Origin of the sequence: Promicromonospora vindobonensis (genome assembly GCF_042685865.1) — a bacterium.
Taxonomy (GTDB): Bacteria; Actinomycetota; Actinomycetes; order Actinomycetales; family Cellulomonadaceae; genus Promicromonospora; species Promicromonospora vindobonensis.
Genome location: NZ_JBHUOG010000001.1, coordinates 2,353,101 through 2,365,736, shown reverse-complemented (window position 1 = coordinate 2,365,736; position 12,636 = coordinate 2,353,101). Strand labels below are relative to the sequence as shown.

The following is a 12,636-nucleotide window of genomic DNA, read 5'->3' as shown; positions in this document are numbered from 1 at the left end:
ACACGCAACAACACGCGGGCGGGTCCCAGTGTTCCAGCCGACGTCGGCTGCGGCGCGATCGCAGGCGTGAGTCTCGCCACATAATATCGACAGATGTCGATGGATGGTGTGGGGGCCGGGCGGCACGAAGAAGACGAACGCTTGCGCGGGGGCGTTCACGGGCGCCTTGGCCGCGCCCTCCACTCCGGGAACAGATACTCCCGCGCAAGCATTCGTCTTCTTCGTGCCGCCCGACCTCTGTGGGAGCTAGCTCAGGACGACCTCGTTCAGCTCCAGCCGGAACCCGTCGGAGACCTGCGGCAGCTCGGTGACCCAGATGGTGAACGAGTTGCTCACGACCGGTTCGGTGAGCTCGAACGTCGTCGTCTCCGAGAACGTGCCTTCGGCGAGCACTTCGCCACCGGCGCCGCCCTTGAGGATCTGCACCTTGCCGCCCGGGGTGTTGGTCATCAGCTCCACCTTGGTGACCGAGGCAGGCTCGCGGAGCCGCAGCTCCATCCCCAGCGAGTCCTTGAACCCGCCGAAGACCGCCTGCTGGTAGGTGGTCGTGAAGTAGAAGGTGGCCGGGTCGGTGTCGTAGGCCAGCTCGACCTTCTCGGGGTGGTCGATCGTCTCACCGTTCGACTCGAGCGTGCCGAGCAGGGCAGCCGAGTCTATGACCGGCCGCGCCTCGGTCTCCGTGGGCGCCGACGGTGCGCTGTTGTCCTCGCCCTCGGTCTCGCCGCCTGCGGAGGCACTCACCGTGGGCGAGGGGGACGCATCCGCGATGACGTCGGGCGTCGGCGACAGGACGGCGTTGATCGCCCAGATCAGGCCGGCCACGACAGCGACTCCGACGAGGCCGAGCACGATCGGCGTCGGGTTCACACCGCCGCGCTTGGGCGCCGGCTGGGTTGCGAACCCACCGTCCTGCTCGTAGTAGCCCCCGTTGGGGTCGTACCCCCCGGGGGCGTACTGCGGCGGGTACTGCTGCGGCGCACCCTCCTGCGCGTACTGTGCCTGGTCATACCCAGGCTGGACCTGTCCGACCGGCTGGCCGAACTGGTCGTAGCCGACCGGGCCGCCGCCCGGGGGAGGCGGCGGCACGGGCGAATGCCCCCCGTACGCCTGCGGCTCGTACGTGTACTCGTTCTGCGGCTCCGGGTAGCCGGCGGGCACGCTGCCCGCCCCCATCGCCATCGTCTCGTCGTTGCGTGCGATCCGGCCGGTGACGGGGCGTCGTACGGGCGGGGTGCCCTCGCCGCCGAAAGCGTCGGCGATGGACTGCCGCCGCGGCCCCTCCGGCTCGGGCTGCACAAATCCAGGCAGCGATGCCACTACGGAAACCTCTCCCCACGGCGCAAGGGCCGTGGTCACGTCGTCGGGGTTCATCGGTCCGTCGGTGCTGCCAGGCGCGTTGAACGCCCGGCCCACCAGGGCATCGATGTCGGTGTCCACGTGGGGAACCAGCGTGGACAGCGGCGCCACTGCGCCAGATTCGTCGAGCTGCGCGGGCAGCGGGATCAGGGTGTCCTTCGCGATCCAGTCGGCCTCGAGGTCCTGCCCCGGCCAGCGCGCTGTCATCGCGTAGTAGAGCAGGGCGACCAGGCCTTGGGCGTCAAGCTGTCCCGGCCTGCCGTTCAGCGTGTCGCCGGAGGCAAGGCCGCCGTCGAGCCCCAGGCCCGTGACCCGCACCTCGTGACCGTCCACCCGGACCGCCTCCGGACGCAGCGCCGTGTGGTGGACGCCGCGGGCGCGCGCCACGCTCAGAGCCGAGGCCGCCTCACCGACGATCGCCCGGGCCTGCTGCTCGTCCACCAGGCCGCTCGAGACGATCTCGGTCAGCGTGGTGCCGGTGTGCGGTTCGGTGACGACGTACTTGTGGCCGTCGGAGTCCGAGCCGGCGTCGAGCACCCGGACCAGGCGAGGGTCCGTCACCAGTGCCGCGCGTCGGGCCGAGTCGAGGGCATCGCTCGCATAAGGCCCGGTCACGAGGGTTACGCGGACCTCGCGGTCCAGGATCAGGTCGTGCGCCTCCCAGGCGGTCGCCGCGGCAAGGTCGGTGGACGCCTGCTGGCTCAGCCGGTATCTCTCGACCAGCACGCTGCCTGGCTCGACGGTGCTCACGCGGACCTCCTCGCTCGGTCGGGGGACAGTAGCAGGTACGTGACCACAAGGATCAGGCACCGTCGCCATGCTACGCGGAACCGCCGACAACCCGCCGAAATGTCGTCCCTTCGCAACCGAGATGCAGGTCAGTCGCCTGCCCCGAACGCGCCGCGACGGAGGGGATCAGCGCTTGAGCCGCGCTAGCACCGGGCCGAGCAGGCGGTCGAGCTCCCTGACCCGGAACAGGCGGAGCAGGAGCATGTAGACGGCGAGCATGACCAGGCCGCAGAGCGCCGTCACCCACAGGCCGCTGAGCATGGTGAGCACCCAGCCGCTGCCGAACGAGAGCGCGTCGAACCCGCCGATCAGCCGGTACACGCCCCACCCGGCGAGCCCCGAGACGGCGGCGGCGAGAAGGGTCTTGGCGTGGAGGGCGAGCACTCGTCCGCCGTCGAGCCGTCCGCCGAGCTTCCGCCGGAGGCCCCCGGTGCGCAGGAGCACCGTGATCCAGTTGGACAGGGCATACGCCCCACCGGCGGCGATGACCCAGTACTGGGGCGCCAGCCAGATCTGTGCCGCGACGAGGCCGCCCACCAGTGCCACCGTTGACGGCACGGTGATCAGGAAGACGGAGCGCCCGTCCTCGTAGGCGTAGAAGACCCACTTCATGAGGGCCATCGCACCGAGCGGTACCAGACCGAACGAGAGGGCGACGAGCACGGGTGCGATGAGGGCGGTGCCCTCCTCGCCCGCCGTCGGGACGATGAACGCCGTGGCCGGCGCCGCCAGCACGGTGAGCGCGGCGGTGGCGAACACCGTGAAGACACCGATGGTGCGCAGCCCAAGGGATAGATCGGCACGGACGCGGTCGGTGTCGCCCTCCTGGGCGGCCTTGCTGATCCCGGTGAACAGCGCTGTTGCGATGGAGACCGTGACCAGGGAGTGCGGCAGCAGGTAGATCAGGAGCGCCTGGGTGTAGGCCGCGTTGCCCGCGAACTCGACTCCCGCCCCGCCGGACGCGCCGGCTTCGGCGGCGACCCTGGTCAGGTAGAGAACGCCAGCCTGTTCCAGCACCACCGCCGCGAACGTCCAGACGGCCACGGACCCGGCCGAGCGCAGGCCGATGCCGCGCAGTCCCAGCCGGAAGTTCCAGCGGAAGCCCGAGCGCAGCAGCGGTACCAGCAGCACCAGCGCCTGCGCCACGATGCCGAGCGTGGCCGTGGCCGCCAGCAGGATCGTGCGCGGCGTGTCCCACTCGGCGAGGTCGTTGATCCCGAGCTCGGGGGCGGTACCGAACACCACGAGGAAGATGCCGAACCCGATGACGGAGACCACGTTGTTGGCGACCGGCGCCCACATGAACGGCCCGAACTGCTCGCGTGCATTGAGCACCTGGCCCAGCAGCGTGTACAGGCCGTAGAAGAACAGCTGGGGGATGCACCAGTACGCGAACACGGTGCCCAGCGCGAGCTGCTCGGCGGTCCAGCCGTCGGTGTAGAGCATGACGACCCACGCCGACGCACCCGTGAGGACCGCGGTGATGGCGAGGATGCCGACGGCCGAGATCGTGAGCAGCTTGTCGATCCGCTCCTGCGCGTTGTGCGCGCGGAACGCCTTGACGATCTGGGGGACGAGCACCGCGTTCAGCATGCCGCCCGCGAGGATCGCGAACAGCACGTTGGGCAGCTTGTTCGCGACGTCGAACGCGTTCGCGACCGAGCCGGCGGAGCCGATCGCGGCCACCAGCATCATGTTGCGGACCAGGCCGCCGAGGCGCGATGCCGCTGTGCCGGCCGCCATCACCAGCGAGTTGCGGCCCAGGCCGCGGGACGGCGGCGGCGTGGCGGGCTCGCCCGGACCGCTCGCGGCCTCGGCGCTGGGGTCCGAGGCGGGGTCGGTCGGTACGGTCACGGTGTTCTCCTGGGTCAAGCGACTACTCCCGTGGTCTGGGCCTTGCCCGGTGTGGTTCTGCCGACATGTGCGGCGGCCGAAACATTACTCCGCCGGGACGGCCACGGAGCTCGCCGAGGTGGTCGGCGGCGATTCCAGTGCCTCGCCGGAGGTGCCGGTCGCCTCCTCGACGTCCTTGCTGGTGGCACGGTACGGGGACTTGCCGCGGCGCACCGTGCGCCAGATCCCGGCGAGGAACAGCAGAGCGACGAGGCCGGCCGCGATCCAGGTGCCGACCTCCTCCCAGCCCGCGCGGACGCGTACCTGGAACGACGAGTCGTCAGTGATCTTGGCGCCCGTCGGCGTGAGGATCTGTGCGGTGACCTCGACGTCGCCGGAGCCGATGGCGCGCACCGGTACCTGGACGTCCACCTCCTGACCCGCCGGGACGGTCGCCTCGCTGCGGGCGTCGACGGTCAGTCGCGGGTGGTCGGGGCGAAGCACCACGGTGACCGTCGCGTCCAGGTCGAGCCCGTTGCGGACACGCACCGGGATGTTGCCGACGTCGGTGATGAAGTTGATGTCCTCGCGGGGTACGACCGTGATGGACTCGTGCGTCAGCTCGTTCGTGGTCTGCAGGACCTGCTGGACGATCGACGACCGGCGCCCCGGGTCCTGGCGCTGGGCGACCGAGAGCGGTGCGATCAGGCGGACGACGCCAGGGCGCCAGATCTGTCCCCGCTTGTCGCCCGCGACGGACGAGAACGTGACGACCGCGTCGCGAGCGTGCTCGAGCGCCGCCACGTCGCTGGGGCTGATCTCGGCCTTGGCGGGGTGGTGCTTCGGCAGGGGAGCGCGGCCCTCGTTCTGCGCGTCCTGCTCGAACAGCGTGTCGAGCGTCGTCGTGTCGACCCAGGCCGCTTCGTCGAGCGTGTCGAGGATCGAGATCGCCGCGTCGGCGTCGGGCGTCCAGGTGCGGGGGGCCGCTATCGACAAGGTCGGGGGTTCGACAGGGGACTGGCTCACGATCGCGGCCGTGTCAGCGAGCAGCCGCTGCGCGCCCTCCGTGGCGCTGGAGGCCGTCGAGGCCTCCACCGAGGTGTCGGTGGCGCCCCCTGCCGGCTCGGAGCCCACCCCGGACAGGTCGGTTGCCGAGACGAAGGCCTGTGTCAGTGTCGTATCGGTGACGGCGGCGTGCGCGGTGCCCGACGGCGTCTCGACGTCTGCTCGGCCGGTCACCGTTCCGTAGCCCTCGTAAGCGAGCCCTCCTCCACCGACCACGACGTTCTGCCTGCCTGTGGCCACGGCGAGGTCGAGCGTCTCGAGGTCGGGGACCACGCCGTCCGCCGGCCAGGCCAGGCCCCGGTTCCAGCTCTCGGGGATGGGCCAGTTGGGGATGCGGGGTGCGCGGACGAAGCTCCGGCGCCCCGTGGCGTACACCTCGGCGTGCGCGAGCGCGGCGAGGTCCAGGTCATGGTTGGGGAGCGTGTACGTGGCCGTCTGCTCGGCGGCGGCGACCATACGGTCGGACCATTCGGTGAGCGCAGGGTCCTCCGACCTCGAAGCACTGCTCATCACGTTCGGGTCGATCGCCAGCGAGAGGTCGGTGTCCTCAGCGACCTGCAGCACGCCGTCGAGGCGCTGACCGTCGGCTGCCTGTTGTGCCAGCTCGATCTCGGCCGCGTCCGGGTCGGACGGGTCCGTTGCCGGGCTCGTCACGGCGGCCAGGACGCTGAGCTGCATCGGCGCACGTTCGGCACCGTCGGCGTCGTACATCAGGAACGAGCGGGCGACGCCGACGCGGCCCGTGGCATCGTTGACGCTCACCGCGAGCCGGCGTGGGCCGAAGCCCTGTAGGGCGTGGAAGCCGGGGTCGTAGGTGAACGAGACGTTCGTGGACGCGCCGGGCGCCAGCCTGGGGATCGACTCATCCGTTGGATCGCCGTAGACCGGGTCGAGCAGCTCGGCGTCGGACCACGCGGCGATCTGCTCACGGGAGGTGAGCGCGAGGTAGTCGACGGTCAGCTGTGCCGTCGTCCCGGACACCGCCGTGTCGGTGTTGTTGGTGATCCGCGCCCGGATGGTCACGTCGTCGCCCGGCGCCGCGACCGGGTGCGAGATCTTGATGATCGAGACGCCGATCGCGCCCTGGTCGGAGGGGGCCGCTGGGACGTCCTCGGCCTCCTCGGTCACGACGTCGGTGGCTGCAGGGGCGGTGCTTGTGCTCGGGGCGCCGGCTGTCGCCGGGACGATGGCTGACCCGACGAACAGCATGGCCGCCAGGACGATGGCGCTCATCTTGCCGGTGCAATGGGCCGCCCGATGGCGGGCCGGACTGCGGGAGAGGTCGGGGTGCTGCGTCATGGCAGGTCGGGGCGCTCCGTGGGGAAGGCGTCAGCGCGCAGCGCGTCCCGGAGACTCCTCGACGACACGAGGAGGTCCAGGGCGGCAACGGCCAGCCGCTGCTCGTTCGGGTACGACAGGCGCTCGGCGAGCTCGTCGACCCTGACCCAGAGGGCGTCCTCGGCTTCGCCGTCCGGATCGTCCTCCACGGTCAGGCGACCGCCCTCCGCGCGCAAGAGGTAATGGTGCACCACCTTGTGGACTCGCCGGTCCTCACCGGTGAACCAGTAGTCGATCACGCCAAGCTCGGCTTGGATAGAGCCGCGAATCCCGGTCTCCTCGTGAATCTCACGGATCGCCGCTTCTTGTGGCGTCTCCCGGCCTTCGAGGTGCCCCTTGGGCAGGCACCACTCGAGCCGACCGGTGCGATTTCGGCGCAGCAGCACTGCCGCGCTGAATTCCTCGGGACGTTCGGATCCGCCCCGCAGCACCAGGCCCCCTGCGGACGTCTCGTCCACGATGGGCAGGTGTGCCGGGCTGCTCGTCGAAGCGGCACGTCGGGCAGGATTCACCCGCAACGGCGCTCCGCCGGGTGGCGTAGGCACCTCCGGGCGACCGTCTGGACGGTCGCTCGCCGGAACAGGGGTGGACATGCCCCAACACTACCGACTGACCACGGTTGGTCTGGTCAGGGGGTGTGGGCGGTTTCGGGCACGGCGTGTGTCGGCGCACGCGATCGGACGTCGGGGCGGTTCAAACTTGCGGTGCGTGTTGTCGGGTCGCGTCTGGGAGAATCTTGGGCTGTGTCTACCCCTGAGCATGATCTGTTGCGACGCGCGCTCGGCGTGCTGCCCGAGATGGCGCCCGCCGCGCTCGAGCTGGGCGACCAGTTTCGTGCTGCGGGGCACGAGCTCTCGCTGGTCGGCGGACCGGTACGGGATGCGTTCCTCGGCCGCGCGAGCAACGACCTCGACTTCGCGACGTCCGCCTCACCGAGCCAGACGCAGAAGATCCTTGCGCGCTGGGGCGACGCGAACTGGGACATCGGCAGGGAGTTCGGCACCATCGGGGCCCGCAGGGGCGACGTCGTCGTCGAGGTGACGACGTACCGGACCGACAAGTACGACCCCGCGTCCCGCAAGCCGCTCGTCGAGTTCGGCGACTCGCTCGACGGCGACCTGTCGCGACGGGACTTCACCGTGAACGCGATGGCCGTGCGCGTGCCCGACCTGACGTTCGTCGACCCGTTCAACGGCCTGACCGACCTCGCGGCCGGTGTGCTGCGCACCCCCATCGCGCCCGAGCGCTCGTTCGACGACGACCCGCTGCGCATGATGCGCGCCGCGCGGTTCGCCGCGCAGCTGTCGTTTCACGTGGAACAAGGGACGCTCGCCGCGCTGGTCGCGATGGCCGAGCGGATAGAGATCGTGTCGGCCGAGCGGGTGCAGGCCGAGCTCACGAAGCTGATCCTGAGCGACAACCCGCGTGCGGGTCTCGAGGTTCTGGTCGACACGGGCCTCGCCGAGCAGGTGCTGCCGGAGCTGCCGGCGCTCCAGCTCGAGATCGACGAGCACCACCGGCACAAGGACGTCTACCAGCACTCGCTCACGGTGCTGGAGCAGGCGATCGCGCAGGAAACCGGGCCCGACGGTGCGGTGCCGGCCCCGGACCTGGTCCTGCGCCTGGCGTCCCTGCTCCACGACATCGGCAAGCCCGCGACCCGCCGGTTCGAGGCCGGTGGCGGGGTGAGCTTCCATCACCACGAGGTGGTCGGGGCCAAGCTCACCGCCAAGCGGCTCAAGGCGCTCAAGTTCGAGAAGCAGGTGGTCAAGGACGTCTCCCGGCTCGTGGAGCTGCACCTGCGGTTCCACGGCTACGGCGACGGTGCCTGGACCGACTCCGCCGTCCGCCGCTACGTGACGGACGCCGGCCCGCTCCTCGAACGGCTGCACCGGCTCACTCGTGCCGACTCGACCACACGCAACAAGCGGAAGGCTCAGCGGCTGTCGGACGCGTACACGGACCTGGAGAACCGGATCTCGGTGCTGCGCGAGCAGGAGGAGATCGACGCGATCCGCCCCGACCTGGACGGTACGCAGATCATGGCGATCCTCGGGATCCCGCCGTCGCGCGAGGTCGGTGAGGCGTACAAGCACCTGCTGAGCCTGCGCATGGAGAGGGGCCCGCTGGGCGAGGACGTGGCGACGGAGGAGCTGAAGACGTGGTGGGCCGCGCGGTAGGTCCCGCGACCCGCTGGTCGACTGCTGTCAGACGTGGGTCGGGTCGAAGAGGGCGCTGACCGACTCGCCGCTGTGGATACGGCGCACCGCCTCGGCGAACGCCGGTGCCACGCTGATCACCGTCAGCTTGTCGTGCGCCAGCAGCCCGGCCGACGGCACCGTGTTCGTGGTGACGATCTCGACGACGTCGGGATCGGCCGCGATGCGGTGGACCGCGTCGTTGGCGAAGATTCCGTGCGTGCAGGCGATCCGCACGCTGCGCGCGCCGTGCTCACGCAGCAGGTCGAGGATGGCGATGATCGTGGACCCGTTGGCGATCTCGTCGTCGAGCACGATGATGTCGCGGCCCGTGACGTCACCGATCAGGGACGTGATCTCGACCCGGTCGCCGTCGAACCGCTCCTTCGCGGCCGCCGCGACCGGGATACCGAGCATCTTGGCGAACGCCGACGCGCTCTTCGCGTTACCGAGGTCGGGGGACACCACCGTGGCCTTCGACAGGTCGCTCGGCAGAAAGTGCGCCGCAAGGTCGCGCAGCGCGTTGAGCTGGTCGGTCGGCACCCGGAAGAATGCGTGCACCTGCGGGGCGTGCAGCGTCATGGTGAGGATGCGGTTCACGCCCGCTGTCTCCAGCAGGTCGGCGACGAGGCGGCCGCCGAGCGAGATCCGTGGTGCGTCCTTCTTGTCCGAGCGGGCATACGCGAAGTGCGGCATGACGGCGGTGATCCGGGCCGCGGACGCCCCCTTTGCTGCGTCGACCATCAGCAGGAGCTCCATCAGGCTCTCCTGCGCGGGACGCACCACGGACTGCACCAGGTAGACGTCGCGCTCCCGGCAGTTCTCCAGGAGCTGGACCTGCAGGCAGTCGTTCGCGAAGCGCTGGATCTTGATCGGGCTCAACGCGACGTCGAGATCAGCGCACATCTCGTGAGCGAAGCGCTGACCCCCGGTACCAGCAAAGACCCGCACCTCGGCCATGGCTGGAAGTCTACGGAACGTCGAGCCCCCACGCCTAGCAGTAAGACGGCATCATGTGGCTGGTGAGCCTCTCCGACTGGCAGACCTGGGAACCGTTCGTCGACGCGCTGCGTCGCTCCGCGCCGCCCTCGACGGACGTCAGCGAGTTCGTCGGCACGGTCGGTCGCGGGGCGTGGCAGGGCAGCTACCTGGACGACGGCGACGGCGCCGCTCGCCGCGACCACTACCGCAAGCTCGCCCGCGAGGCGGCGAGGTCCGGTGAGCGCGGACCCAAGGCCGACCTCGACGATGCGCTGCGGGCGGTCGCCGAGCTCACGCCCGACGCCGAGCAGCTCGTGCGGGTCCGTGCCGGCGCCCAGCCTGCCGACGACGTGGTCGAGCTGGTCGCGCTACCGCCCGCCGTCGTCTCCGGACCGGCCGCCCCGGTGCTCGAGGTGGTGCTGGAGCCGGGGGCGCTTCCGGCGCAGTACCTGGAGCGGATCGAGCCGGTGCCTGGCGCAACGCCTGCGCCGTCGGCCGACGCGGACGCCGTGACGCGGGTGATCGCAGACCGGATGCCTGACGCCGTCGGCGCGGCGCCCGAGGCGATCGCTGCGGCCGAGTCCGCTCTGCCCCACGGGATCGGTCTGCCCCAGGAGGTACGCGCGCTCTATGCGGCGACAGGGTCGGGCAGCCTGAAGCTCCCGCCCGAGGAGGGCTTGTTCGGCGGATTCGAGATCGTGCCGCTGAGCGACAGCCTCCTGCGTACGGCGTTCCTGCCTGTCGCCCGCTTCCATACCTGGACCACCGATGCGGCGACGTTCGCTCGCGAGGACCCCGCGGGTCGGGTGCAGGCGGCGATCGGTTCACCGCTCTGGTTCCCCGTCGGGACCGACGGCGCGGGGAACGTCTACGCCGCCGATCTCGCGCCGGGCGTGAACGGACACGTGGGGCAGGTGGTGCTGCTCGATCACGAGATGCGGGCCGGCGCGGTGTACCGGGCGGAGAGCCTCGCGGCGCTGCTGGCGGGGCGTCGGATGGATCTCGACAAGGCCGACCAGACAGGACACGGGCCGGACCAGCCGGCCGGCGGATCAGGTCAGCACGAGGAGTTCCTGAACCTCGACCCTGGCGAGTGGGCGGATCGGCTTGACGCGGGGACGGTGCCGGACACGCTCAAGGTCGCCGGTCTTGTGCCCGACCGGGCGCGTCCGCCGGCCCTGACCGATGCCATCTCGGCGGCGAACCGCTTGCTCGAGCTACGCGGCCTTGCGCCGATCGACGTCACCCGCCTGGCCCGGTCGGACCGCACCGGTGCTCCGGTGAGCCCGGAACGCCGCCCTGCACGAAAGAGCCTGCTCGACCGCCTCTTCGATCGGTAGTGCGGTCCGGGTACGACGAAGGGCAGGAACCCTGCACCTGGATTCCTGCCCTCGTCGCGGCACGGCCGTTTCGGGCCGGGCAGCGGTCAGTGACCGCCGTGGAACTCCCCGTCGGTCTCGGGACGCCTGATCAGCGTCGCCAGCCCGATGGTCAGCGCCATCACACCGGCGCCGATTCCGAAGGCCAGGCCGGCGCCACTGGTCATGGCGTCAGCGGCGGAGACGCCAGAGTCGGTCAGGGTCTCCGACCGGAGCGTCATGATCGCGATGAACAGGGCGATACCTGCCGCACCGGCGACCTGCTGCACCGTGTTGATCGTGGCCGAACCGTGCGAGTACTGGTGCGGCTGGAGCACCCCGAGCGCGGAGCTGAACAGCGGCGTGAAGACCGCGGACAGGCCAAGGCTGAGCAGGATGTGCGCGCCGAGCACGTAGAACGGCGAGGTGCCGGGGTGCAGGAACGCGAGCATGCCGATGCCGAGGGTGACGAGCACGGTGCCCGGCACGAGAATCGGGCGCGGCCCGATCTTGTCGTACCAGCGGCCGACGACCGGGCCCAGCAGGCCCATCGCGAGGCCACCCGGCAGCACGATCAGACCGGACTGGAGCGGTGTCATGCCCATCGCCTCCTGGAGCACGAGGGGCAGCACGATCAGGGTCCCGAGCATCGCCAGCATCGAGACCGACATGATGCCGATCGCTACCCGGAAGTTGCTGTGGAGGAAGGTGCGCAGGTCGAGCAGTGCGGAATTGGTGCGCTGCCGCACGATCTGCCGCCAGATGAACAGGCCGAGGAAAACCAGACCCGTGCTCAGCGGAATCCACGGGTTCAGCGTTCCGGCGGCCGCGTGCGCGCCCTCGCCCAGGCCGGACAGTCCCCATACGAGCCCGCCGAACGCGACAAGGGCGAGCAGGAGCGACAGCGGGTCGAGGTGGTGCTTGTCCTTCTCGGACACGTCGCGGATCCAGAGCAGGCCGGCGACCAGTGCGAGCACCGAGACCGGGAGCACCACGCCGAACACGCCACGCCAGCCCAGCGGCTCGAGAATCACGCCCGACAGCGTCGGGCCGAGAGCAGGAGCCGCCGCGATGACCAGGCCGACGTTGCCCATGACCCGGCCGCGCATGTGCGCAGGGACGATCGTCATGATGGTCGTCATGAGCAGCGGCATCATGATCGCCGTGCCGGTCGCCTGCACCACACGACCGGTCACGAGGATCGCAAAGCCGGGCGCGATCATCGCAAGGGCGGTGCCGACGGTGAACAGCGACATCGCCAGCAGGTAGGCGCCGCGCGTGCCGAGCCGGTTGATGAGGAAGCCCGTTGCCGGGATGACGACGGCCATGGTCAGCAGGAACGCCGTGGTGAGCCACTGGCCGGTGGTCGCGGTGACACCCAGCTCGTCCATGATCGGCGGGAGCGCCACCGACATGGTGGTCTCGTTCAGGATCACCGTGAACGCACTGGCCATGAGCAGCGCGATCGCACGGAAGTGGCCGGGAGCAAGCTTGTCGGTGCGCGACAGGACGGGTGCGTCGGTCGACGAAGGCACGTTGGTGGGTGGATCGCTCAGCTGGTCGGGCGTGCCAATGGTGTCGGTACTCATGCGTTCCCTCTCGGTACTCGGTGCGCGCGGGCCGAGATCGGGAGCGACACTGCACACGACCTACGTCTAACGACGCCGGATCATCGTCAGGTATTCCCACCGATGATCGCGACCTCTTTTACCGACGTC

At 70.2% G+C, this 12,636-nt stretch carries 8 protein-coding genes; 2 read left to right on the top strand and 6 right to left on the bottom strand.

Annotation, left to right across the window (positions count from 1 at the left end; all coding sequences use genetic code 11):
• Positions 1 to 246: 246 nt before the first annotated feature.
• From ACFS27_RS10690 to ACFS27_RS10675, 4 genes are all read right to left on the bottom strand, one after another.
• Entirely contained in the window at positions 247 to 2,106 is a 1,860-nt protein-coding gene (locus ACFS27_RS10690; RefSeq protein ID WP_377182714.1) for a protein kinase family protein, read from the bottom strand.
• Between the two features lie 165 nt (positions 2,107 to 2,271).
• Complete coding sequence (gene murJ / locus ACFS27_RS10685) at positions 2,272 to 3,999, bottom strand: murein biosynthesis integral membrane protein MurJ (RefSeq protein WP_377182712.1); 1,728 nt, start codon at positions 3,997 to 3,999, stop codon at positions 2,272 to 2,274.
• A gap of 84 nt (positions 4,000 to 4,083) precedes the next feature.
• Positions 4,084 to 6,276: a DUF6049 family protein gene (locus ACFS27_RS10680; protein WP_377182710.1), complete on the bottom strand. Its 2,193-nt coding sequence runs from the start codon at positions 6,274 to 6,276 to the stop codon at positions 4,084 to 4,086.
• Positions 6,277 to 6,338: 62 nt separating this feature from the next.
• The gene (locus ACFS27_RS10675) at positions 6,339 to 6,974 is read right to left on the bottom strand and encodes an NUDIX hydrolase (protein ID WP_377182708.1); all 636 of its coding nucleotides are present in this window, start codon (positions 6,972 to 6,974) and stop codon (positions 6,339 to 6,341) included.
• A gap of 204 nt (positions 6,975 to 7,178) precedes the next feature.
• On the opposite strand from ACFS27_RS10675, the gene ACFS27_RS10670 reads away from it, so the two are divergent.
• On the top strand, positions 7,179 to 8,561 hold the full coding sequence (locus ACFS27_RS10670; RefSeq protein ID WP_377183685.1) for a CCA tRNA nucleotidyltransferase: 1,383 nt from the start codon (positions 7,179 to 7,181) through the stop codon (positions 8,559 to 8,561).
• A 27-nt stretch (positions 8,562 to 8,588) separates the two neighbouring features.
• Here ACFS27_RS10670 and ACFS27_RS10665 read toward each other — a convergent pair whose 3' ends face one another.
• Positions 8,589 to 9,539, bottom strand: coding sequence for a ribose-phosphate diphosphokinase (locus ACFS27_RS10665; protein ID WP_377182706.1), 951 nt, complete (start codon positions 9,537 to 9,539; stop codon positions 8,589 to 8,591).
• 62 nt (positions 9,540 to 9,601) lie between these two features.
• Between ACFS27_RS10665 and ACFS27_RS10660 the strand changes: the two genes are divergently transcribed.
• A complete protein-coding gene (locus ACFS27_RS10660; RefSeq protein ID WP_377182704.1) occupies positions 9,602 to 10,900 on the top strand; it encodes an SMI1/KNR4 family protein in 1,299 nt (432 codons plus the stop codon).
• An 86-nt stretch (positions 10,901 to 10,986) separates the two neighbouring features.
• On the opposite strand, the gene ACFS27_RS10655 is transcribed toward ACFS27_RS10660, so the two are convergent.
• Positions 10,987 to 12,507, bottom strand: a complete 1,521-nt coding sequence (locus ACFS27_RS10655) for an MDR family MFS transporter (protein WP_377182702.1) — start codon at positions 12,505 to 12,507, stop codon at positions 10,987 to 10,989.
• Positions 12,508 to 12,636 lie beyond the last annotated feature (129 nt).

Excerpts from the sequence above, each read along its gene's own strand:
- ACFS27_RS10675 (WP_377182708.1), bottom strand. The coding sequence starts at position 6,974 with ATGTCCACCCCTGTTCCGGCGAGCGACCGTCCAGACGGTCGCCCGGAG.
- ACFS27_RS10655 (WP_377182702.1), bottom strand. The coding sequence starts at position 12,507 with ATGAGTACCGACACCATTGGCACGCCCGACCAGCTGAGCGATCCACCC.
- ACFS27_RS10665 (WP_377182706.1), bottom strand. The coding sequence starts at position 9,539 with ATGGCCGAGGTGCGGGTCTTTGCTGGTACCGGGGGTCAGCGCTTCGCT.
- ACFS27_RS10680 (WP_377182710.1), bottom strand. The coding sequence starts at position 6,276 with ATGAGCGCCATCGTCCTGGCGGCCATGCTGTTCGTCGGGTCAGCCATC.
- ACFS27_RS10670 (WP_377183685.1), top strand. The coding sequence starts at position 7,179 with ATGGCGCCCGCCGCGCTCGAGCTGGGCGACCAGTTTCGTGCTGCGGGG.